Consider the following 21,569-nt stretch of genomic DNA (forward strand, 5'->3'; position numbering starts at 1 on the left):
TTGACCGTTGTCAACTCGACGTTTCAGTCTTGTTCACCCCGCCGTTTCCGTTTCGCCCTTTCAGGCTGTCCGGATCAGCGGCGCGAGATAAAACTTTACACGGGTTCAGCCACGACGCAAAATCGGCCAGTTTCCATGCTTTTCTGCGCAGAATCCCCGGAATCATGCGGATTCCCTGCGGTCCAAGGTGAATATCGGCTAAAAACAACGGAAAATTGTTGTTATGAAGCAGGTCACCCCAATGAAAAGGGGCCATAACTTGCCTTGGCAAGTTATGGCCCCTTCACGGTGCTTGGAGACTACTTGGACTGTCCAGCGCGCAAACGCGATACCTCGTAGAGCGAGATGCCAACAGCCATCGAAGCATTCAGCGATTCCATTGCCGAGTCGATTGGAATCGAAACGATGGCGTCGCAGTTTTCGCGGACCAGCCGGGACAGGCCCTTGCCTTCGGAACCAACCACGATGCACAGCGGGCCGGTAGCCAATTCGAAGTTCGGAAGCTCCATGTCGCCACCGGCGTCGAGGCCGATCACGAAAATGCCAGCAGCCTTGATTTCTTTCAGTGCGCTGGTCAGGTTGCTGCACTTGGCTACTGGTACGCGTACAGCTGCACCGGCGCTGGTCTTCCATGCCGAAGCGGTCATGCCGACGCTGCGGCGCTCTGGAATGATCACGCCGTCTGCGCCGAAGGCCGAAGCCGAACGGACAATCGCACCCAGGTTACGCGGGTCGGTGATGCCATCCAGTGCCAGGAACAGCGGCTGGGTCCGGGTGTATCCCTTGTCGAAGTCCTTGATGGCCTTGGTAGCCAGCTGGACTGCATCCTTGTATTCGTATGGCGGGATCTGCAGGGCCATGCCCTGGTGGATCGCGTCATCGGTCATGCGGTCGAGCTCGGGCTTGGATGCTTCCATCAGCGGGATGCCCAGCTCGGCAGCCAGCTTCAGGGATTCGCGGACGCGGTCATCGACGTCGATGCGGATGGCAACGTGCAGCGCCTTGGCAGGGATGCCGGCGCGCAGCGCCTCAACGACGGAATTGCGGCCGGTGACGAACTCGGCGTTGACCTTGATGCGGTCGGTTCGACGGCCGGTGCTGCGCTTGGCGGCCGAGCGCTCAGAGAGCTGCTTGGCACGGTAAGCCTTGTGGTACGGGCGGTCCTCCGCTTTGGGGGTCGGGCCCTTGCCCTCGAGGGAACGACGTCCCTTGCCACCACTACCCTTGGTTGGGCCCTTTTTGTTCATTGGTTCATGTCCTTTAGTTTTGAGTTCATTGGTGCCGCGCGTGTTCGCGACTAGTTGTCCAGAGTCCAGCGAGCGCCATCGGCCGAGTCCGCCACGGTAATGCCAGCGGATGCCAGCGCATCGCGGATGGCGTCGGAGCGTGCCCAGTCCTTGGCAGCGCGTGCTTCGGCGCGTTCAGCCAACTGGGCCTGGATCAGCTGATCCAGGGCTGCGTGCTCTGCAGAAGATTTCGAGCTTTCATTGCTGCCGGCATCATCCAGGCCCAATACCTGGGTCATGGCCAAGACCTGGCCCAAGGCCTTGGCAGTGGCAGCGTCGTCACGGCTATCCAAGGATGCATTGCCCAGCCGCACGGTTTCATGCAGCGCGGCCAGCGCCATTGGAACGTTCAGGTCATCATCCATCGCGGTGCCGAAAGCTTCCGGAACCCCGGTGGCCACGATCGACTCGGCGACGGCACCCAGGCGGTAGCGCGCATTGGAGATGAAGGTGTCGATGCGTTCGACCGCTGCCCCCGCTTCGGTCAGCGAGTCCGGGCGGTAGTCGAGCATCGAACGGTACTGCGCCTGGCCCAGGAAGTAGCGCACCACGCGGGCGTCGGCCAGCGCGAGCATTTCTTCCGGGGAAATGGTGTTCCCAATGGACTTGGACATCTTCTCACCCTCATAGGTGACCATGCCGTTGTGCATCCAGAAGTTTGCAAAGCCGTGGCCAGCCGCGTTGGACTGGGCCATTTCGTTCTCGTGGTGCGGGAAGCGCAGATCCAGTCCGCCGCCATGGATGTCGAATTCGCTGCCCAGGTACTTGCCAGCCATCGCCGAGCATTCCAGGTGCCAGCCTGGGCGGCCGCGTCCCCAGGGGCTTGGCCAGGAAGCCGTCAGCGGATCGGTGCCCTTGTAGCCCTTCCACAGCGCGAAGTCGCGTGGATCCTTCTTGCCGCGCGGATCCGAATCCGGCGCGTCCTGCATATCGTCGATCTTCTGGCGGGTCAGTGCGCCGTACTGCTCATAGGAGCGCACGTCGAAATAGACATCTCCGGAGCTGTCGGCCGCCGGGTAGGCATGGCCGCGTTCGATCAGCTGTGCAATCAGCTCATGCATTTCGGTGATGTGGCCGGTCGCGCGGGGCTCGTAAGTCGGGCGTTGGACACCCAGAGCCTCGTAGGCCCGTGCGAATTCCTGCTCGAAGCGGTACGCCAGGGCGAACCATTCTTCGCGCGGCTTGTAATGGGCATCCGCCTCGAAGTCCTCGGCGAAGGATTTCGCCGACTTCTCCAGGATCTTGTCATCGATGTCGGTCACGTTGCGGACGGTGGTGACGGCAAAGCCGCGGTATTCGAGCCAGCGCACCAACAGGTCGAAGACAATGGCGCTGCGGACGTGGCCCACGTGCGGCATGCCCTGCACGGTGGCGCCACAGTAGTACAGCTTGACTTCGCCTTCCGCCAATGGCTGGAAGTCGCGTACGGATGCTGTTTTGGTGTCATAGAATCGCAGGCTCACGTCTTTAAGGTTATCCGATGGATGCACCCTTTGTACTTCACTTGTGACACTCTCGATGATCGAAGCCCCGCGGTTGCGCCAAGGGGCCTAGCCCGATACCGGGTAGACCAGTGCGGTGGCATAGGCTGTCACGCCCTTGCCTTCCCCCTCGTAGCCCAGCCCGTCGCTGGTGGTCGCAATGACGCTGACTGGGGCGCCGATAGCCTCGCTCAGCACTTTGCTGGCTTCTTCGCGGCGCGCGGCAAAGCGCGGGCGGCGGCCAACGAACTGCGCCGCGACATTGCCGATTTCGAATCCCGCCTCCCGCACCAGGCGGGCGGCTTCTGCAATCAGGCTCACACCGCTGGCCCCGGCGAATTCCGGTCGGTCCACCCCGAAGTGCGTGCCCAGATCGCCAATGCCCGCAGCGGAGAACAGCGCATCGCAGGCCGCGTGCGCTACCGCGTCGCCATCGGAGTGGCCCGAAAGCCCGGTGTCTTCCGGGAAGTGCAGTCCTGCCAGCCACATTTCGCGAGTCGGGTCTTCGCTGACCGCGTGAACATCGATGCCGTTGCCGACTCGTGGCAGGATCATGGTTTCTTCCTTTGCGCTTGGGGTGGCCGCGGGCTGGTTCGCCGCGAGCTTGCCTGCCGCGTCGAGATCTCCGGGATAGGTGACCTTCATGGCTTGCTGCGATCCCGGCACCACATGGACTTCGGCTCCGAAAGCCCGCACGATCGACGCGTCGTCGGTAACCTGCTCCAGTTCTGCCTTGGTGCAGCCATCCAGTTGGGCGTGGGCATCGCGCAACAGCTGCGCGTCAAAGCCCTGCGGGGTTTGCACCGCGCGCAGGATGGAACGTGCCGGGGTTTCCTTGATGATTTCGTGCTCGCCGGCGGCATCGAGCTCCACCACGCAGATGGTGTCGGTGACGTTCAGCGCCGGGATGACGGCGTTGCACTGCTCGTCGGCCAGAGCGCCAAGCACTTGTTCATGCAGCTTCGCCGGGGCAAAAGCGCGGGCGGCGTCATGCACCAGAATGTTGGTGGCGGCGGAACTGGCTTCAGCCAGGCCGGCGCGGACCGACGCGGCGCGGCTGGCGCCACCGGGCACGGTGCGCACCTTGTCCCCGTACTGCGCCATGGCCGCGGCCAGGCGTTCGTCCTGCGGCGGGGTCACCACGATGATTTCGGTGATCTGCGGAATTCCCAGCGCCCGGTCCACGGCATGTTCAGCCAGGGATTTTCCGGCCACCTGGACCATCGCCTTGGGAAGGCCAGCGCCGAGGCGGGTTCCCATTCCAGCAGCCACGAGGATCAGGCTTGAGTTCTGCACTTCGCTTTGCTTCACAGCGCCCAGCTTATCGTGCCGCGCGGTTCGGCCTTGGCCGCTTTAACGCCAAAAGCCGTGAAACGCTTGGGAGCGTTTCACGGCGATGCGTTACCGGAACGGGGCTAGGCCGAAGCCAGAACCTCGTCCAAGAGGCCTTCTGCCTTGGCCTCGTCCAGATCCTTGGCCAAGGCCAATTCACTGATCAATACCTGGCGAGCTTTTGCCAGCATGCGCTTTTCGCCTGCCGACAGACCACGGTCATTTTCTCGGCGCCACAAGTCGCGAACTACTTCTGCAACTTTGATGACATCGCCGGAAGCGAGCTTCTCGACATTTGCCTTGTAGCGGCGCGACCAGTTGGTCGGCTCTTCGGTAAATTCAGCACGAAGGACATCGAACACATGGTCCAAGCCTTCCTGACCTACCACGTCACGTACGCCAACAAGATCAACGTTCTCAGCAGGAACCTCAATGGTCAGGTCGCCCTGAGCCACCTTGAGCTTGAGATACATTTTCTCTTCGCCCTTGATCTTGCGCATCTTGATCTCTTCGATCATCGCGGCACCGTGGTGCGGGTAGACAACAGTCTCGCCAACCTCAAAAACCATGTGGATAAACCCCTTTCCCACGCCCTAGTCTACCATGTTTGCTATTCCGGATCCTGCGACTGTGCCCCATATAACCGCGAATTCACGCGGAAATGCCTCTTCCACTTGCAAGAGAAACATGCTATGAAGAAGATAGGGCAGTCGACTGCGCACCAACCCCCTTCCCCGCATCGGTTGTCTACAACTTGTCGAAATGCGTGTGTTGCACGTCGCTAAATCGCGTCTTTGCGTGAAAAACAGCTAGGCTTAGAGGTAATCGTGGTCCAATTTTCGATTGCCCCTGCCCTAGGTGCATTCGATTAAGCAGGCCACGAACCGAAGCAACTCATTTTTCTCACCGAGGAGTTAGTGTCGTGATCACCGCACGCATGACCGCTGGACGTCGCATTGCCGCGTCCCTCGCTGTGGCTGCCCTGGCATTCGGTGTCACCAGCTGTGGCGCCATCAACGAGCAGGCCACCAACACCGACTACGCCGCCAGCGATGGCGTCAACGTCGATGTCGCAGACGCAAAGGTCCGCAACCTGATGTTCGTCACCAACAGCGACGACACTGAAGCCCGCCTGATCGGCTCCGTAGTCAACGCCGGCGATTCCGCGCTGACCCTGTCGGTCAAGGCTGACAACGCAGCACCTGTCTCCATCCAGGTTCCTGCAGACGGCACCATCAAGCTTGAAGAAGACAAGAACCAGCAGATCATCAAGAACATGGGCATTGCAGCTGGCGAACACGCCGACTCGGTCTTCACCGTTGCCGGTGAGAACGTGGAATTTAGCGTTCCAGTTGTCGATGGCACCCTGGCTGAATACCGCGACTTCGTACCAGGCGGTGCTGATCAGTCGGTTACCGAGCACCTGACTCCAGAAGAGACCCACTCCACTTCGGGCCACTAAGCTTCGCGCAAGACAAAACAAGAGCCTCGGACAGAATCGAAAGATTCTGTCCGAGGCTCTTGGCGTATCCTGGCTCTTTGGCTTTAGACCACGAACTTGTAGCCCAGCCCGCGCACGGTCACCAGGCGTTCGGGCACCGCCGGGTCGACCTCGATCTTGGAGCGCAGGCGCTTGACGTGCACATCCAAAGTCTTGGTGTCCCCCACGTAGTCGCTGCCCCAGACGCGGTCAATCAGCTGGCCTCGGGTGAGCACTCGACCGGCGTTGCGCAACAGCATTTCCAGCAGCTCGAATTCCTTCAGCGGCATGGATACCTCGGTGTTGTCGACCGAGACCACGTGGCGTTCCACGTCCATTCGCACCGGACCGGCGGTGACCACATTGCTGATCAGTTCTTCGCCTTCGCCCTGGCGGCGCAGTACAGCACGGATGCGGGCCAGCAATTCGCGGGAGGAGTACGGCTTGGTGACGTAGTCGTCGGCGCCGAGCTCCAGGCCGACGACCTTATCGATCTCCGAGTCCTTTGCGGTGAGCATGATGACCGGGACCTGGCTGTTCAGGCGGATCTGGCGGATCACTTCGGTTCCGGGCTGGCCCGGGAGCATCAGATCCAGCAGCACCAGGTCTGCGCCATGGCGTTCGAACTCGGTCACGGCCTTCAGACCGTCGTCGGCGATCCGGACTTCGAAACCTTCGCGTTCCAGCAGGTAGGACAGCGGGTCAGAGAGCGATTCCTCGTCCTCAACGATCAATATGCGGGTCATCGGCGTCCTCCTTCACGATCGGACGCATTCGTCTCGATCGTTCGTTCCTTCATCGTCTGGCCGGCAAGCACATTGCTGGTCGCCGGTTCTTCGTCCGCTAGGGGAAGTCTTAGGGTAAATGTGGATCCGTGGCCCGGCTGCGACCACAGCGACACTTCGCCGCCGTGGTTGGCCAGCACGTGCTTGACGATGCTCAGCCCCAGGCCGGTGCCCCCGGTCTGCCTCGAACGTGCGGAGTCCACGCGGTAGAAGCGCTCGAAAACGCGTTCCTGCTCTTCGGCCGAAATCCCGGGTCCCTGGTCGGTGACCGAGATCTGCGCATAGCCATCACGCTGCCGGATGCCCACGCCTACCGTGGTGTTCTCCGGGGAGTAGCGGATGGCATTATCGATCAGGTTGCGGATCGCAGTCATCAGCAGGTCCGCATCGCCCAGGATCGGCTCCTCGAGATGTCCGCCTACGGTAATGGCGATGCCCTTTTCCTCGGCAATCAGGTGGCTGCGGTCAACTGCCTCGGCCACGACGCTGTCGATATTCACTTCCTGGCCCTGCACGATGGCATCGGATGCCTGCAGGCGGGAGAGCTCGATAATGTCCTGGACCAGGGCGGCCAGGCGCCGCGATTCCTTGTCCATCCGGGTGGAGAAGCGGCGTACCGCCTTGGGGTCATCGGCAGCCTCGGTAATGGCCTCGGCCAGCAGGCCGATCGCGCCGACAGGAGTCTTCAGCTCGTGGGAAACGTTGGCCACGAAGTCGTTGCGCATCGCTTCGGTACGGGTGATTTCGGTACGGTCGTCGGCCAGCAGGAGAATGTACTCGTCGCCCAGCGGTGCCACGCGCACATGGACAATCAGCTGCCCGGCACCCAGCGTGGAGCGTTGCAGCTCGTACTGGCTTTCGGCAATCACGCCGTCGGCGCGAACCTGCCGCACCAGCGAGAGCAGTTCGTTGTGGACGAGCGTGTGTCCTCGCACCAGTCCGTAGGCGTAGGAAGCGGGGTTGGCTCGAACCACCCCGTCGACGTCATCAAGGATTACGAAGGCGCGTCCAATGACCGACAGGACGGCGGCGGCTCCCTCGGGGAGCACGGGTTCGTCGACCTGCGGCAGCTTCGAGGAGCGGTTCTGGGAAAGCCGGAAGGCGATGACGCCAACGATCCCCAGAGCCAGGCCGAGGACGCCGGCTATAAGAGTCGAGATCACTTCGTTCACATCTTTAGACTAGCTTCACCTTTGGGTGGCACCGGCCCTAAATGACGTGATTTAGTCGATTTCGGCGCGCTGTTCACCAAACGTTCACCTTTCGTGGCATATTCGTTAATCACCCGCTGACAAGCTGGAGCAAGACCCTCCACCATGCCACAAAACTGTTTCGGGGCGGTTGGCTGCCACGGCAGTCCACCATCCGGCATGGATACCGACACTCGAAAGGAACTGCTGTGCGTAAGGTATTTCAAGCAGACCTGCAGCAAATTGGCGAAGAACTCATTGAGATGGCCAACCAGGTCGCAACCGCAATGGATCGAGCTTGGGATTCGCTAGCCAACGTCGACGTCGATCTGGCCCAGGAAGTCATCGCAGCGGACGCGAAGATCGACTTCCTGCAGAACCAGCTCGATGAGCGCGCTATCGATACCTTGGCTTTGCAGGGACCGGTAGCCAGCGATCTGCGCATGATCGTCGGTTCGCTGCGCATGAGTGCTTCGCTGGAGCGCATGGGCGACTTGGCACGCCACTTGGCGCAGCTGGCCCGCCTGCGCTTCCCCAACCCGGCAATCCCAGCCAGGATTTCCGACACCTTTGCCCAGATGGCAAAGATCGATATTGACATCGCCAAGGCCGTTGCGCGTTTGCTCGACACCCGCGATCTGCAGATCGCTACCGAAATTATCGAGCTGAACCACCAGCTGGATCGCTTGCACTCCAGCGTCTTCACCCTGGTCGCGGCCGACGACTGGGATGCCAATGCACCCACCACCGTGGACGTATCGCTGACCAGCCGCTACCTTGAGCGCTTCGGCGATCATGGTGTGTCCGTAGCTCGCAAGGTCACCTATCTGGTGACCGGCGAATGGGACCCCACCGAGATCTAGGTCCGCGGACCTAAGCTATAAGGCTGCGCCTTGGCGCCTGCCATCCGGTACCACCGGATGGCAGGCGCCATTTTTGCTCTCCAGCTCATTCAGCACTGAAACTGGGTGTCCGGGGTCCGGGAAGCCTTCGCATCGCGGCGCGAACTGGGTACCGTGCCGTGGCCCGCGGCCCCGTTGGCATGGCAGTGCTGCGCCTCGTCCGGCCATGCAGCTCCACGCGCTCACCGTGAGCGCACGTCCAGCCATTGCCCCGGCAGGATGCCAGCGGACGCACGACGCAGCGCTGGGCACCCCAGGGACCGCCGTTGGAGTCCGGTCCCATCCGGGGAATCCAGCCCGTTAAACCAGCAGAGGGCAGTCCACCGATCGGTGGACTGCCCTCGCAGGTTGTTGGCGCGCAAGTGGCGCCAGCGTCTAGCGGGCTTCTAGCCTTCGCACTCGACGCAGAAGCCTACATTGCCCTCTTCGCGCACCAGCTGCGAACGGTGGCGAATCAAGAAGCACGAGCCGCAAATGAACTCGTCGTCTTTCTGCGGAATGACCGTAACGGTCAATTCCTCGTTGGATAGATCCGCACCTGGCAGATCCATGCCATCGGTGTGGTCGGTCTCGTCGAGCTCGCGCACCACCGACTTGGCGTCCGGTGCGTTTGCGGACTTCACCGCATCCAGAGAAGCCTTACGTGCCTCAGCAACGTCTGGGCGGACTTCATCGTAATCAGTTGCCACGAATTGCATTCCTAACGTGAGCCATTGAGCCTATTCGAAATAGGAGATTACAGCATACTAATGCCAAAAATACAATCGTGCGCAGTTGTTTCGCTCACAGCCGGATGCTTGGCGTTACCTCGGCGTTAACAAGCGGACGGCGGCATCGCGAACTACTGGCGAGTAGCCAGCAGCCTCGATGCCGCCGAAAAGCGTGTCCTACTTGCGGCCTTGGTTGGCAACGGCCTCGATGGCGTCCGCAGCGGCTGCTGGATCCAGGTAGGTTCCGCCCTTGGTGATTGGCTGGAAGTTGTCATCCAGCTCATAGACCAGCGGGATGCCGGTTGGGATGTTCAGGCCAGCAATGTCTTCATCGCTGATGCCATCCAGATGCTTGACCAGCGCACGCAGCGAGTTGCCGTGGGCGGTGACCATGACGGTCTTGCCTGCCGACAGGTCGGCCTTGATGTTGTTCTCCCAGTAGGGAAGCATGCGATCCAGCACGTCCTTGAGGCACTCGGTGCGTGGGGCGGAGTCGCCCAACGCCGCATAGCGCTCGTCGTTGATCTGGCTGAACTCCGAGGAATCATCCAGTGCTGGTGGCGGGGTGTCGTAGCTGCGACGCCATTCCATGAACTGCTCTTCGCCGAACTCGGCCAAGGTCTGCGCCTTGTCCTTGCCCTGCAGCGCACCGTAGTGGCGCTCGTTCAGGCGCCAGTCGCGGTTCACCGGGATCCACGAACGGCCAGCGGCCTCCAGGGCCAGGTTCGCGGTAACAATGGCGCGGGTCAGCAAGGAGGTGTGAAGCACCTCCGGCTTGTAGCCAGCTTCGGTCAGCAGCTGGCCGCCGCGGGCAGCTTCAGCACGGCCCTTCTCAGTCAGCGATACGTCGTACCAACCGGTGAACAGGTTCTTTTCGTTCCATTCGCTCTGTCCGTGGCGAAGCAAAATCAAAGTGTGGCTCATGTAATCCATCCTAACCAATGCGCAAGCCTGCTCGTGCGAAAGTTAAGGCCCGTGATTAAAGTGCGAAGACCTGCAGTCCGCCAAGATGCGGATGCAGGTCTTCGGGAAAACTTGGTGCCTTGGCACGCCTAGTAGTTGTACCAGCCGCCGCCTTTGCCGCTGACGGCAGGCTTGACGTCCGCGAGGTACACGCAGGCGATGCAGGCGCCGATCAGCTGCAGGAAGCCGATTCCGCCCTGGCTGAAGATGCCAAGCAGTGCCACGGCGGTGCTGGCGACGGTCAGTCCAAGCCAGAACCCCTTGGTGCGCTTGCCTTCCTGGGCGAAACGATCTGCGCCATGACGCAGGCAATCAACCAAAGCCCAGACGGCGAGCGCAACGATGACAATGCTCAAAGCGATCATCATGTAGTACTCGATTATTTGGGCCATGCGCAACATGTTCATGCTTGTACTCTACCTTTTTGGCGCAAATGATGGGCGCTGTGCCACGCGCGGAAATCAGCGCCCGCGGGCATCAAAGCCGGTCCAGCGCTTGCTGCAGATCGGCCCAGAGGTCTTCCACCTCTTCAATGCCTACTGACAGTCGGATCAGGCTGGCCGGGACGCTGGCCGGCTCCGAAGCGTGGCGGGCCCGGCGCTCAGCTAGGGATTCCACGCCTCCAAGCGAGGTGGCGCCGGTGATGAGCTGGAAGGCTTCCAGCACCCGGTCCGCTTCTTCGGCGGTGCTTCCCGCTTCAAAGGCGATCACCGATCCGAACCCACCCATGAGGTCCGCGGCGCGCGCGTGGCCCGGGTCGTTGGGCAGTCCCGGGTAGCGTACGGCCTGCACCTTGGGATGTGCCGCGAGGCGTTCTGCCAGCACCTGGCTGTTTGACTGCGAACGCTGAAGGCGCACGGCCATGGTGCGCACCCCGCGTAATGCGAGGAAGGTATCCATCGGGCCGGCGATCGCGCCATGCAAGGTCCGGTACCCATGCAGGCGGCTGTGGAGCTGCTCGTCGCTGGTGACCAGCGCGCCCATGATCACGTCCGAGTGGCCCGACAGGTACTTGGTCACCGAGTGAACTACAAGGTCGGCACCGTGGACCAGCGGCTGCTGGAGCAGTGGGGTGGCAAAGGTGTTATCCACGATGCTCACGACGTTCTTCGCTTTGGCGGCAGCCAGCAGGGACGGCAGGTCGGCGACTTCCAGCATCGGGTTGGTTGGCGATTCCACCCAGAGCACATCGGCCCCATCCAAGGCAGCGAGCACTTCTTCGGTGTTGGCAATATCCACCGGGCGAATGCGCAGCCGTCCCGCATCTTGCAGCTCTGCGCTCAACGCCAGCGAACCGTTATAGGAATGCTGCGGCATCACCAGCACGCCGGCCTCTGGCACGATGCTCAATGCGGCGGCAATAGCTGCCATGCCCGAGGAGAACACCAGGGCAGGCAGCGTTGCCGCTTCGAGCTGGCCCAGTACTTCTTCAAACGGATCCCAGGTCGGATTGGAGAAGCGCGCATATACGCGTTCACCCGGCGCCGCCTGGCCTTTGGAATGGTAAGTCGAGGTGAAGGTTACCGGGTGGTTGACTGGAGCATCGTAGCCATGGGCCGGACGCCCGCCGGCAACGAGCAAAGTTTTCGGATCCCAGGCCGGATTGGCGCCTGATTCTGCGGTGCGGGGGTTCATGGAAAAAACTCTACGCTTCCTTTGACGCTGCCAGCCGGTGGATTTCACTACATTTCATCTGACTGATCCACCACACTGGGCGCATTTTCGTTGCACATCCTGCCGTTGCAGCGCACATCTTTAAATGTCCTTGGATAGGCTAGTGGGGTGAGTATCGAATCGAGTACCCCAACCCGTGGCTTGTTCATCGTTTTTGAAGGCGGTGACGGCGCTGGGAAGTCCACGCAGGTCGCCCTGGCCCAGCAATGGCTGGAGTCCCGTGGCGCCAAGGTCACCACTACCCGTGAGCCAGGCGGAACCCAGATCAGCGAAGAGCTGCGTTCCTTGGTGCTCGAACATGGCCACGGCGAGATCGATGCCCGTACCGAGGCCCTGATTTACTCGGCGGCGCGTGCCGCCCATGTCCAGCAGGTCATCTCCCCCGCGCTGGATGCCGGAACCCACGTCATCTGCGACCGGTTTGTTGATTCCTCGCTGGCTTACCAGGGCATGGGCCGTGCCCTCGGCTTTGATGCCGTCGCATCGATTAACGACTTCGCAACCGGCGGACTGAAGCCTGATGCCACCATCATTCTTGATATCTCCGCCGCGCAAGGACGTGCCCGGCGCATTGCGGCCAGCGGCGGCGTGGAGGATTCGGATCGCTTGGAATCCGAGCCGGATGATTTCCATGAACGCATCCGCAACGCCTTCCTCGACTTGGCGGCCCGTGATCCGCAACGCTATCTGGTCCTGGATGCCACCGCCAGCGTGGAGAAGCTGCACCAGTCGGTTGCGCAGCATTTGGCAGGCTTGCTGTGACCCGGCCGGTCTTCGCAGAACTTGCCGGGCAGGAACGTGTCATTGCCACGTTGACCGCTGAGGTTGATCGCGGCAACCCGACCCATGCCTGGCTGGTCACCGGTCCCCCGGGTTCGGGCCGCACCACGGCGGGGCGGGCTTTCGCGGCAGCTTTGCAGTGCACCCAGGCCCCGGCCGGCTGCGGGCAGTGCGCCAACTGCAAAATGGTCATGAATTCGGAGCACCCGGATGTGTCCTTCGTATCCACCGACAAATTCGAGTACCAGATCGCTGACGTCCGCCATCTGATTACCCGTGCACAGGAAAGTGCTGGCACCGGCCGCTGGCGCATCATCATCATCGAAGATGCCGACCGCATGTCCGAGCGCAGCACCAACGTGCTGCTCAAGGCCATTGAAGAACCGCCCGCCAAGATGATCTGGATCCTGAGCGCCCCGTCTCCTGCAGATGTTCTGGTGACCATTCGATCACGGTGCCGCGCGGTAAATCTCTCCGTGCCGTCCACCCAGGATGTTGCCGATCTTCTGGTGCGCCGTGACGGCCTGGAACCGGAACAGGCGCTGTTCGCTGCCCGTGTCTCGCAGTCCCACATTGGCGTAGCCCGTTTGCTGGCCCGTGACGAGCAAGCACGCATCCAGCGTGAAAAAGTCGTTACCTTGCCGTTGCGCACCACCACCTTGCCGCAGGCGATGGCCGCTGCCGCAGAAATTTCCAAACTGGCCAGCGAGCGTGCCGAGAACATTACCGGCACCGATCTGCAGAACAAGATTGCCCAGCTGCGCCACGCCAACGGCTTGGGTCCAGAGGAGAACATCCCCGCTGGATTGCGTGGACAGTTCAAGGCGCTGGAGGATGATGCCAAGCGATTCGCTCGGCGTGCGGCTTTCGATGCCTTGGACCGTACCCTGACAGACCTGACCACATTCTTCCGCGATGTTTTGAGCATCCAGCTGAAAACCGGAATTGAGCTGATCAACGAGCACCTGCGCGAGCAGCTCGAACGTTTCGCAGCGGAACAGTCCAGCGAGAAGTCCTTGGCCCAGCTTGATGCCATCAATGAAACGCGCAGCCGCTTGGCTGCCAACGTCAACCAGCTCATGGCCCTGGAAGCACTCATGACCCGTTTGCTGCCTCAGCCGGGACGCCGTTAACCCATCACAAGGAGACACTAAAAGTGCCTGCACGCTCACCGATGATGCGCTTGGCCGCAGTGGGGACCGCTCTGGCTTTGACCCTGGCCGGCTGCTCTTCCACTACAGCGGATTCGCAGTCCGGCGCATCGGATGCGTCGCAGTCCGCGCCCAACGCCAGTACACCGGAAGGATTGGAATCCTTCTACAGCCAAGACCTCGATTGGGAAGAATGCGGCAGCATCATCGAATGCGCCACCATAGAGGTTCCGCTGGACTATGCCGATCCCGAAGGCGAGAGCATTGATCTGGCGTTGAACCGCCGCGCAGTGGACGGAGCGACAGGCAATCTGCTGGTAAACCCCGGCGGCCCAGGCGGATCCGGCCTGGATCTGGTGGCGTCCTCGGTACCAGGCATGTTCAGCGCTGACCTGCAGCGCACCTACAACGTCATCGGATTCGATCCGCGAGGCGTGGGAGAAAGCTCCCCGGTCACCTGCCAAAGCGGTGCCGAGACCGATGAGGGACGCCAGGAAAACCTGCGGGCTTGGGTTCCTGAAGACCAGGACGAAATTGTCGAGGATACCGAGGACTACGCAGCTGACTGCGCGTCCAATACCGGCGATCTCCTAGGCCACGTCGATACCGTTTCGGTAGCGAAGGACATGGACGTGATCCGTGCTGTGCTCGGTGATGCACAGCTGGACTACCTCGGTTTCTCCTATGGAACCTTCCTCGGAGCAACCTACGCTGATTTGTTCCCTCGGAATGTGGGTCGCTTCGTACTCGATGGCGCCATGGATCCAACCAGCACAGCTTCGGACCTCACCTTGGCCCAGGCCGTTGGCTTCGAGAAGGAGATCGACGCGTGGCTCGCCAATTGCCTTGAAAGCGGTGAGTGCCCGTTCACTGGAACCGTTGAAGAGGCCAAGGTGCAGCTGCAGCAGTTCTTTGCGCAGGTGGAGAACGAACCAATGACTGCCAGCGACGGGCGTGCAGTGCCGATCATCGACTTCATCAACGGCTTCATCTTGCCGCTGTATGACGATTCCAGCTGGCCCATTTTGACCGATGCGATGAACGCTGCCGTCAACGACGCGGATGTGGATATGATCCTCGGCTTCGCGGATCTCTCGGCGGACCGCGAGGGCGACGGCACGTATGCATCGAATTCCACCGATGCTTTCACCGCCATCAATTGCCTGGACCGTCCAATGGACGCCAGTCCAGAAGCGATGCAGGCCGAAGCAACAGAGTTGATGCGTGCGGCCCCGACCTTGGGCAAGTATCTCGCCTACGGCGGCATCACCTGCGAGGCCTGGGACCACGACGCCACTGGCAAGCCTGAGGTCCTCGACGCGGAAGGCTCGAATGAGATCCTCGTCATTGGCACCGTCGGCGATCCAGCTACCCCCTACGCATGGTCTGAGGCATTGGCGCAGCAGCTGGATAACGCGACCCTGCTGACCTATGAAGGCCATGGCCACACCGCATATGGACGCTCCAATGAATGCATTACCAAAGCGGTGGATGAGTACCTGATTGACGGCAAAGTCCCCGAAGCCGGCACCCGGTGCTGATTGGGCTTGATGATGTCGTCGCCGTTTTGACGTTCAGACAATTCCTCGGATAAAGTGACGTGGTGCCTGTTTGCAGGTACAGGCCTCCTTAGCTCAGGGGTAGAGCAGCTCCCTCGTAAAGAGCAGGTCGCCGGTTCAAATCCGGCAGGGGGCTCGTTGTGAAGAAAACCCCGGAATCGCGCTTGCCGCATGATTCCGGGGTTTTCGCAATTTTCAATGGATTTTCATGACTGGTCCCGGGGTCTTCGATTCCCACGCAGTCCATTCTTATCCCGCATCTTGCCCAACGGCGCTTTTGGATATTCAATTAGGCCAGAGCCGGCAAACGATTCTTCACTCCGCGATCAGCAGATCATCGATCCTGGTTCGCGACCGGCAATAGCGGTATAAGCCTTCGACAGCAATTTCCAAGGAATTCCAAACTGATGCAATCCTTGCAGTACTCCCCTGAACCGCCATCGCTAGGCGGCAACGCGATCATGCGCCAACGGTGGAGCGAAGTAGCGTTCCTGCATTGGCGGGTTAGCCCGGATGAGGTGGCGCCGTACATGCCCGAAGGATGCCGGCCAGATATTGTCGCCGGCAGCGCTTGGGTGGGCCTCGTCGCTTTCCAGATGTCGCGCAGTGCGTTCTTCTCCGGTCCTGCGATTCCGTGGTTGGGTGACTTCCCGGAGATCAATGTGCGCCTCTATTCCGTTGACAATCAAGGACGCCGCGCAGTGGTATTCCTGAGCCTTGAAGCATCACGCCTGCTACCTGTGCTCATGGCGCGGGCAGTCTTCGGGTTGAAGTACCAGTGGTCGTCCATGAAAATCCTGAAGAAGGCCGGCACGATCAGCTATGCAACACGGCGCATCGGAAATCCGAGCGCACGTTCCCGCATCGTCGTGCGTCCGGTAGAAGCTTCTGCCAGTGCCGGTCCAATTACCCCGGGTTCGCAGACCGCCATCGCGCTATCGGCACAGTGGGCGTTCCACCAGCGGCATCTTGGGCGCACCTTGCACTGCCGGAACCACCATGAACCGTGGCCGCTGCAACCTGCACAACTCGTTGAATTCGACGATGGCCTGCTGCGTGCCGCCGGTTTCGCCACTCTCGCTGATCGAGCTCCTGACTCGGTTCTGTACGCCGAAGGCGTCGATACGCTGTTCGCTGCACCAACCGTACTGGACTGCTAGAGGCCAGGCACAAGGCAGTTGCGGCAGAAGGCTCCCGGTTTCGGAAGAAACCGGGAGCCTTCTGTTCTGCCTAGCTTTTTTACTCGAAATCGGCGGTTGCCGGGTCAGCCGAGATACGGCCTTCCGCTCCGCGGTCCAGGGTAGCGATGGCAGCCAGATCTTCCTCGTCCAGATGCACGTTCAGCGATTCGAAGTTCTCGACGATGCGCGATTCGGTGGTCGACTTCGGGATGACCACGTTGCCTACCGCCAGGTGCCACGCGATGACTACCTGTGCCACCGATGCTTCATGCTTCTTGGCGATCTCCACCAGCACTGGGTCGCTGAGCAGTTCGCCGCCGTGGCCCAGCGGGGACCAGGACTGGTGCAGGATGCCGTGCTCGGCCTCGTAGGCGCGCAGCTCGCCCTGCGGGAAGTACGGATGGGTTTCGACCTGGTTGATCACCGGGCGGACGCCGGTTTCGGTGTAGAGCTCTTCCAGTGCTTCCTTGGTGAAGTTGCAAACGCCGATGGACTTGGCCTTGCCGTCCTTCTGCAACTGGATCAGTGCCTTCCAGGTGTCCACGTAGGTGCCGCGCTTGGGCTGCAGCCAGTGGATCAGGTACAGGTCGACGTATTCCAGGCCGAGCCGTTCCAGCGAGGCATCCGCTGCGGCGAGGGTCTTCTCGAAACCCTGGTCCGAGTTCCAGACCTTGGTGGTGATGAAGAGGTCTTCGCGTGGCACGGTGCTGGCTGCAACTGCGCGGCCGACGCCAGCTTCGTTGCCATAGATGCGTGCGGTGTCGATGTGGCGGTAGCCGGCGTCGATGGCCTGGCCAACGACTGCTTCCGCGTCCTCGTCGGCGACCTTCCAGACGCCGTAGCCAAGCTGGTCGATGGTGTTTCCGTCAAGGAACTTCAGTTCAGGAATTGTTTGGGTCATGCAACTAATTTAGTCCACTGATGCGCCCTGCGCGGTGGAACACCACGCGAGCGATCGGGAAAACCCAATTATTCGCTGGAAGCGAGCAATTGCACGGCCCGGCTGACGTCTTCTTTCACCAGCATGGCACGATGGCGCACGGCTTCGATATCGATCGGCTTGCCGGCTTCGGCCTGCATGCGCATCATCGCTACGACCTGTGCGGTCGTCGCCAAATCATTGGCGGCCTTAGTCAGCGAACGATGCGCCGCAGAGGTCAGCTGCGGGATCGTGTCGTCATTGCTCGGGGTGATCCGATGCGCCGCACAGCAAAGCTGGCGTACGGTCGGCAACAGCACAGCCATCTCATTGGCTTCTCGGACCAGCTGATTGTAAACCTGGTCATCGTTGATGCCCTCTACCACCTGGAAGACCCGGTCCAATGACCGCTGGAAACGGTCATGGGCGCGACGCCAGACGCCCTCGCCAAGTTCGCGAGCAGCAGCACGCTCAGCGCGCAGTCGTGAAAAGAACGCCATTACACTTCTCTGCCGGTGGATTCCGATGAATTACTGGTTCTAGCCTACCGGGATCACCGCAGTGTTCCCGGCAGCGGGGTCGACATAAAACGAAACCGGCCGCGAGCCCCATCCGCTTTCGCCAATGGTTCTCACGGCCGGTACCAGTCGCGTTCAGCAGCAACGCCCTTCAGGATTCTTTTCCTGCCAGTCGGTGTAGTCCTTCCAGAATTCGCGCTCGGACATTGGCTTGGCGCCAGGATGATTGCGTTCGTGGTGTTCCAGGTAGTGCTGGTACTTGTCGGCCCCGAGCACCCCGTCGACAAACTTCTTGGCTTGCCCCAGGCGTTCCAACAGCGTCGCCATGGCTAGTGGCCGCCTCGCTGGACTTGGGCTTCGGCAGGGATTTGCTTCCAAGCCTTTTCAAGTTCCTTTTCGGCAGGCGACGAGATCAAGCCGGCGGGTGCGTACATCTTCGATGGCACGGCAGGATCCTCGGTGCTGTTGCCACCACCGCTCTGCTTGGCCTTGGCGGTTGCGACAACAGCCGATACCAGCACGATGGCGGTCAGTACCAGGAAGACCAGGGACAGCCAGCCCTGGACACCGGTGTTGCGGACCACGGCCTCCATGGCTTCGACGCTGCCCGCCGAGCCGAGGGAAGTCTCGCCATTGGCCAGAGCTTCCTTGTAGGCGTTGTGGTTGGCGAAGTAGCCCACCTTGGTATCTGCGGAGAAGATCTTCTGCCAGCTCGCGACGAAGGTGATCACCACGGTGAAGGCCAGCGGCAGAGCCACGACCCATAGGTACTTGAAGTTGTTCTGCTTGGCGATGATGGTCATCACCACGGCCAGCGCTATCGCAGCCAGCAGCTGATTGGCGATGCCGAACAGCGGGAAGAAGGTGTTGATGCCTCCCAGTGGATCTGTCACGCCGAGGATGAGGATGTAGCCCCAGCCGGCAACCATGATCAATGTGCACAGCCACACGCCCGGACGCCACGAGGTGTCCTTGAACTTCGGGAAGAAGTTGCCGATGGTGTCCTGCAGCATGAAGCGCGCAACACGGGTACCGGCGTCAACCGCGGTCAGGATGAACAGTGCCTCGAACATGATCGCGAAGTGGTACCAGAAGCCCATCATCGCGGTGCCGCCGAACCACTGGTGCATGATGTGCGCAATGCCCACAGCCAGGGTCGGAGCGCCACCGGTACGCGAGACAACCGAGCTCTCGCCCACGTTATTGGCAAGTTCGGTCAGCTGGTTTGGATCCAAGCTAACGCCGGCCAAACCCAGCGAGTTCACGAATGCCGCCGCGGTTTCCACCGTGCCGCCGGTAGCGGCAGCCGAGGAGTTCATCGCGAAGTAGATGCCGCGGTCGATGGAAATCGCTGCAACCAGCGCCATGATGGCCACCATGGATTCCATGAGCATGCCGCCGTAGCCCAGGAAGCGGGTTTGCTTTTCCTTCTCGACCAGCTTCGGGGTGGTGCCCGAGGCGATCAGTGCGTGGAAGCCCGACAGCGCACCGCAGGCAATGGTCACGAACAGGAATGGGAAGATGTGCCCGGCAACGACCGGGCCATCGGCACGGCCAGCGAACTCGGAGAAGGCCGGAACATCGATTTCCGGACGGACGACGATGATCGCCACGGCCAGCAGGCCGATGACGCCGATCTTCATGAAAGTCGACAGGTAGTCGCGAGGAGCCAGCAGCAGCCATACCGGGAGCACCGCGGCGATGATGCCGTAGATGATGATGGCCCAGGCGATGGTGGTGCGATCCAGGTGGAAGAACTCGGCACCCCACGCAGACTCGGCAATCCAGCGGCCGGAGATGATCGCGAACATCAGCAGCACGAAGCCGATGATGGAGATTTCCAGGACCTTGCCCGGGCGGATGAACCGCAGGTAGATGCCCATGAACAAGGCGATAGGGATGGTCAGGCCCACCGAGTAGACACCCCACGCGGACTCGCCCAGTGCATTGACGACCACCAGCGCCAAGATGGCGGTAATGATGATCATGATAGCCAGGGTGGCGATCAGGGCAGCGGTGCCGCCGATCAGGCCCAGCTCTTCGCGGGCCATCTGGCCCAGCGAGCGTCCGCCACGGCGCATGGAGAAGAACATGACGAGATAGTCCTGGACCGCTCCGGCCAGCACCACGCCCACGATAATCCAGATGGTGCCAGGCAAATAGCCCATCTGCGCTGCGAGGATCGGTCCAACCAGCGGACCGGCGCCTGCGATGGCGGCGAAGTGGTGGCCGAAGAGCACGCGGCGATCGGTGGGAACGAAGTCACGGCCGTTATTGACCGATTCGGCCGGGGTGGCCCGGAAATCATCGGGTTTGGCGATCTTGCGCTCGATGAACTTCGAATAGAAGCGGTAGGCAATCAGGTAGGTCGCAACAGCGGCGAAGACGAACCAGATGGCATTGATGGTTTCCCCGCGCGAGAAGGCGAGAATCGACCATGCGATTCCGCCGACCAGCGCGATGGCAACCCAGATGGCGATCTTGGCGGGGGTCCAACGCTTTTCTTCGCGTTCGGCAACCTCAGGATCGACACCCGCTGGTGGCAAGGTATTTTGGGTACTCAAATCGAGCAACCTCCTAGGAACAGTGCAAGTGATGTGCGCGACCAGCGGTTATTAGGCTAGTCACGCATTAATGACTACTGAGTCACCTTACAACTGGTTTCCCGCTGCTTTAAACCTCTATGACAACTTTTCCCGTATGTTCACCGGAATCGAAGTATTCGTGGGCAGCGGCCAGCTCCGGGAATCCAAAGGCCTTGGTGACGTTCAGTGCCAGTTTCCCCTGTTCCAGCAGCGGCATCACGCGGGTAATGGTCTGGCGAACGATCTCCGCCTTCTCATGCAGCGGGCGGGAACGCAAAGTTGTGCCGATGATCCGCGCCCGCTTGCTCATCAGCAGCCCCAAGTTCAGTTCTCCCTTGGCTCCGCCTTGCAGTCCGATGACTACCATCCGTCCGCCGACGGCGAGCGCCTTGACGTTCTCCCCCAGGTATTTGGCGCCCACGACATCCAGGATCAGATCCACGCCCCTGGCGTCGGTCAGTTCCTTGACGCGTGCAGAAAAGTCCTCTTCCCGGTAGTTGATCCCCTCGTCGGCGCCGAGGGTACGGCAGTAGTCCAATTTCTCTGCCGAGGAAGCGGTGACGATGACGCGGGCGCCAGCGGCTTTGGCGAGCTGTATGGCCATGGAGCCGATGCCGCCGGCTCCGCCATGGATCAACAACGCCTGGTCTTGGCCCAGTCCGCCTTCGATGAAGAGGTTGGAGACCACGGTGGCGGCGACTTCCGGCAACCCGGCGGCTTCGATGCTCGAAACCGTTTCAGGGATTTCGATGAGCAGTTCTGCCGGAACATTGACGTACTGCGCATACCCGCCAGCAGCGAGCAGGGCGGCAACTCGCGCTCCCGGTTTCCATCCGCTGACGCCATCGCCGATCTCCACGATGCTGCCCGAGACTTCCAGCCCGGGGATATCGCTGGCTCCGGGAGGTGGCGGATACACTCCCTTGCGCTGCTGCACATCCGCGCGGTTCAGTCCGAAGGCCTCGACCTTGACCAGCACTTCCCCAGCTGCGGGGACCGGCATTGGCCGTTGGACCAGTTCAAGGACTTCTGGCCCACCGGCACCGTTGTAGATATAGGCGTTCATAACGTCG

At 61.1% G+C, this 21,569-nt stretch carries 22 protein-coding genes and 1 tRNA gene; 7 read left to right on the forward strand and 16 right to left on the reverse strand.

What is annotated here, in order from left to right; genetic code table 11:
* Nucleotides 1-10: 10 nt before the first annotated feature.
* The 5 genes from ACIQTS_RS12970 to ACIQTS_RS12990 all read right to left on the reverse strand — a co-directional run bounded on the left by ACIQTS_RS12970 (nt 11) and on the right by ACIQTS_RS12990 (nt 4,668).
* A complete protein-coding gene (locus ACIQTS_RS12970) occupies nt 11-256 on the reverse strand; it encodes a hypothetical protein (RefSeq protein ID WP_402473617.1) in 246 nt (81 codons plus the stop codon).
* Nucleotides 257-299: 43 nt separating this feature from the next.
* Entirely contained in the window at nt 300-1,247 is a 948-nt protein-coding gene (gene rlmB / locus ACIQTS_RS12975) for a 23S rRNA (guanosine(2251)-2'-O)-methyltransferase RlmB (protein ID WP_105658780.1), read from the reverse strand.
* Between the two features lie 50 nt (nt 1,248-1,297).
* Complete coding sequence (gene cysS, locus ACIQTS_RS12980) at nt 1,298-2,749, reverse strand: cysteine--tRNA ligase (protein ID WP_332499016.1); 1,452 nt, start codon at nt 2,747-2,749, stop codon at nt 1,298-1,300.
* An 87-nt stretch (nt 2,750-2,836) separates the two neighbouring features.
* Nucleotides 2,837-4,078 carry a 2-C-methyl-D-erythritol 4-phosphate cytidylyltransferase gene (gene ispD, locus ACIQTS_RS12985; RefSeq protein WP_402473618.1) on the reverse strand — a complete coding sequence of 414 codons (1,242 nt, stop codon included), beginning with the start codon at nt 4,076-4,078 and terminating at the stop codon, nt 2,837-2,839.
* Between the two features lie 104 nt (nt 4,079-4,182).
* Nucleotides 4,183-4,668, reverse strand: a complete 486-nt coding sequence (locus ACIQTS_RS12990; RefSeq protein ID WP_038993823.1) for a CarD family transcriptional regulator — start codon at nt 4,666-4,668, stop codon at nt 4,183-4,185.
* Nucleotides 4,669-5,021: 353 nt separating this feature from the next.
* Here ACIQTS_RS12990 and ACIQTS_RS12995 point away from each other — a divergent pair, with 353 nt between their 5' ends.
* Nucleotides 5,022-5,561, forward strand: coding sequence for a hypothetical protein (locus tag ACIQTS_RS12995; protein WP_332488239.1), 540 nt, complete (start codon nt 5,022-5,024; stop codon nt 5,559-5,561).
* Between the two features lie 83 nt (nt 5,562-5,644).
* Here ACIQTS_RS12995 and ACIQTS_RS13000 read toward each other — a convergent pair whose 3' ends face one another.
* Nucleotides 5,645-6,325, reverse strand: coding sequence for a response regulator transcription factor (locus tag ACIQTS_RS13000; RefSeq protein ID WP_105658784.1), 681 nt, complete (start codon nt 6,323-6,325; stop codon nt 5,645-5,647).
* Entirely contained in the window at nt 6,322-7,536 is a 1,215-nt protein-coding gene (locus ACIQTS_RS13005; RefSeq protein WP_388024205.1) for a cell wall metabolism sensor histidine kinase WalK, read from the reverse strand. The genes ACIQTS_RS13000 and ACIQTS_RS13005 overlap by 4 nt, the downstream gene beginning before the upstream one ends.
* 227 nt (nt 7,537-7,763) lie before the next feature.
* Here ACIQTS_RS13005 and phoU point away from each other — a divergent pair, with 227 nt between their 5' ends.
* Nucleotides 7,764-8,417 (forward strand): phosphate signaling complex protein PhoU, encoded by a 654-nt coding sequence (gene phoU / locus ACIQTS_RS13010; RefSeq protein ID WP_133835063.1) that lies wholly within the window; start codon nt 7,764-7,766, stop codon nt 8,415-8,417.
* 425 nt (nt 8,418-8,842) lie between these two features.
* On the opposite strand, the gene ACIQTS_RS13015 is transcribed toward phoU, so the two are convergent.
* From ACIQTS_RS13015 to ACIQTS_RS13030, 4 genes are all read right to left on the reverse strand, one after another.
* The gene (locus ACIQTS_RS13015; RefSeq protein WP_038993831.1) at nt 8,843-9,145 is read right to left on the reverse strand and encodes a DUF4193 domain-containing protein; all 303 of its coding nucleotides are present in this window, start codon (nt 9,143-9,145) and stop codon (nt 8,843-8,845) included.
* Between the two features lie 198 nt (nt 9,146-9,343).
* Nucleotides 9,344-10,090 (reverse strand): phosphoglyceromutase, encoded by a 747-nt coding sequence (locus tag ACIQTS_RS13020; protein WP_332488251.1) that lies wholly within the window; start codon nt 10,088-10,090, stop codon nt 9,344-9,346.
* 128 nt (nt 10,091-10,218) lie between these two features.
* Nucleotides 10,219-10,536, reverse strand: a complete 318-nt coding sequence (locus tag ACIQTS_RS13025) for a DUF2516 family protein (protein WP_105658787.1) — start codon at nt 10,534-10,536, stop codon at nt 10,219-10,221.
* Nucleotides 10,537-10,606: 70 nt separating this feature from the next.
* Nucleotides 10,607-11,764, reverse strand: a complete 1,158-nt coding sequence (locus tag ACIQTS_RS13030; RefSeq protein WP_402473619.1) for a trans-sulfuration enzyme family protein — start codon at nt 11,762-11,764, stop codon at nt 10,607-10,609.
* A 147-nt stretch (nt 11,765-11,911) separates the two neighbouring features.
* On the opposite strand from ACIQTS_RS13030, the gene tmk reads away from it, so the two are divergent.
* From tmk to ACIQTS_RS13055, 5 genes are all read left to right on the forward strand, one after another.
* Nucleotides 11,912-12,565, forward strand: coding sequence for a dTMP kinase (tmk, locus tag ACIQTS_RS13035; protein ID WP_400291617.1), 654 nt, complete (start codon nt 11,912-11,914; stop codon nt 12,563-12,565).
* Nucleotides 12,562-13,716 carry a DNA polymerase III subunit delta' gene (locus ACIQTS_RS13040; protein WP_400291616.1) on the forward strand — a complete coding sequence of 385 codons (1,155 nt, stop codon included), beginning with the start codon at nt 12,562-12,564 and terminating at the stop codon, nt 13,714-13,716. Before tmk ends, ACIQTS_RS13040 begins: the two co-directional genes overlap by 4 nt.
* Nucleotides 13,717-13,739: 23 nt before the next feature.
* On the forward strand, nt 13,740-15,275 hold the full coding sequence (locus ACIQTS_RS13045; protein WP_402473620.1) for an alpha/beta hydrolase: 1,536 nt from the start codon (nt 13,740-13,742) through the stop codon (nt 15,273-15,275).
* An 82-nt stretch (nt 15,276-15,357) separates the two neighbouring features.
* A tRNA-Thr gene (locus tag ACIQTS_RS13050) sits at nt 15,358-15,429 on the forward strand.
* Nucleotides 15,430-15,700: 271 nt separating this feature from the next.
* Nucleotides 15,701-16,453 (forward strand): YqjF family protein, encoded by a 753-nt coding sequence (locus ACIQTS_RS13055; RefSeq protein WP_400291612.1) that lies wholly within the window; start codon nt 15,701-15,703, stop codon nt 16,451-16,453.
* 79 nt (nt 16,454-16,532) lie between these two features.
* Here ACIQTS_RS13055 and ACIQTS_RS13060 read toward each other — a convergent pair whose 3' ends face one another.
* From ACIQTS_RS13060 to ACIQTS_RS13080, 5 genes are all read right to left on the reverse strand, one after another.
* A complete protein-coding gene (locus ACIQTS_RS13060; RefSeq protein WP_105662502.1) occupies nt 16,533-17,375 on the reverse strand; it encodes an aldo/keto reductase in 843 nt (280 codons plus the stop codon).
* A 68-nt stretch (nt 17,376-17,443) separates the two neighbouring features.
* Nucleotides 17,444-17,893, reverse strand: coding sequence for a hypothetical protein (locus tag ACIQTS_RS13065; RefSeq protein ID WP_105662501.1), 450 nt, complete (start codon nt 17,891-17,893; stop codon nt 17,444-17,446).
* Between the two features lie 153 nt (nt 17,894-18,046).
* Nucleotides 18,047-18,238, reverse strand: a complete 192-nt coding sequence (locus ACIQTS_RS13070; protein WP_402473621.1) for a YbdD/YjiX family protein — start codon at nt 18,236-18,238, stop codon at nt 18,047-18,049.
* A 2-nt stretch (nt 18,239-18,240) separates the two neighbouring features.
* Nucleotides 18,241-20,475: a carbon starvation CstA family protein gene (locus ACIQTS_RS13075; protein ID WP_402473622.1), complete on the reverse strand. Its 2,235-nt coding sequence runs from the start codon at nt 20,473-20,475 to the stop codon at nt 18,241-18,243.
* A gap of 109 nt (nt 20,476-20,584) precedes the next feature.
* The gene (locus tag ACIQTS_RS13080; protein WP_400291626.1) at nt 20,585-21,562 is read right to left on the reverse strand and encodes an NAD(P)H-quinone oxidoreductase; all 978 of its coding nucleotides are present in this window, start codon (nt 21,560-21,562) and stop codon (nt 20,585-20,587) included.
* Nucleotides 21,563-21,569 lie beyond the last annotated feature (7 nt).

The sequence above is a fragment of the Glutamicibacter sp. NPDC090743 genome, from assembly GCF_044769125.1.
Lineage (GTDB): Bacteria > Actinomycetota > Actinomycetes > Actinomycetales > Micrococcaceae > Glutamicibacter.

Excerpts from the sequence above, each read along its gene's own strand:
- ACIQTS_RS12970 (WP_402473617.1), bottom strand. The coding sequence starts at position 256 with ATGGCCCCTTTTCATTGGGGTGACCTGCTTCATAACAACAATTTTCCG.
- rlmB (WP_105658780.1), bottom strand. The coding sequence starts at position 1,247 with ATGAACAAAAAGGGCCCAACCAAGGGTAGTGGTGGCAAGGGACGTCGT.
- ACIQTS_RS12990 (WP_038993823.1), bottom strand. The coding sequence starts at position 4,668 with ATGGTTTTTGAGGTTGGCGAGACTGTTGTCTACCCGCACCACGGTGCC.
- ACIQTS_RS13000 (WP_105658784.1), bottom strand. The coding sequence starts at position 6,325 with ATGACCCGCATATTGATCGTTGAGGACGAGGAATCGCTCTCTGACCCG.
- ACIQTS_RS13020 (WP_332488251.1), bottom strand. The coding sequence starts at position 10,090 with ATGAGCCACACTTTGATTTTGCTTCGCCACGGACAGAGCGAATGGAAC.
- ACIQTS_RS13025 (WP_105658787.1), bottom strand. The coding sequence starts at position 10,536 with ATGAACATGTTGCGCATGGCCCAAATAATCGAGTACTACATGATGATC.
- ACIQTS_RS13030 (WP_402473619.1), bottom strand. The coding sequence starts at position 11,764 with ATGAACCCCCGCACCGCAGAATCAGGCGCCAATCCGGCCTGGGATCCG.
- ACIQTS_RS13055 (WP_400291612.1), top strand. The coding sequence starts at position 15,701 with ATGCAATCCTTGCAGTACTCCCCTGAACCGCCATCGCTAGGCGGCAAC.
- ACIQTS_RS13060 (WP_105662502.1), bottom strand. The coding sequence starts at position 17,375 with ATGACCCAAACAATTCCTGAACTGAAGTTCCTTGACGGAAACACCATC.
- ACIQTS_RS13065 (WP_105662501.1), bottom strand. The coding sequence starts at position 17,893 with ATGGCGTTCTTTTCACGACTGCGCGCTGAGCGTGCTGCTGCTCGCGAA.
- ACIQTS_RS13070 (WP_402473621.1), bottom strand. The coding sequence starts at position 18,238 with ATGGCGACGCTGTTGGAACGCCTGGGGCAAGCCAAGAAGTTTGTCGAC.
- ACIQTS_RS13080 (WP_400291626.1), bottom strand. The coding sequence starts at position 21,562 with ATGAACGCCTATATCTACAACGGTGCCGGTGGGCCAGAAGTCCTTGAA.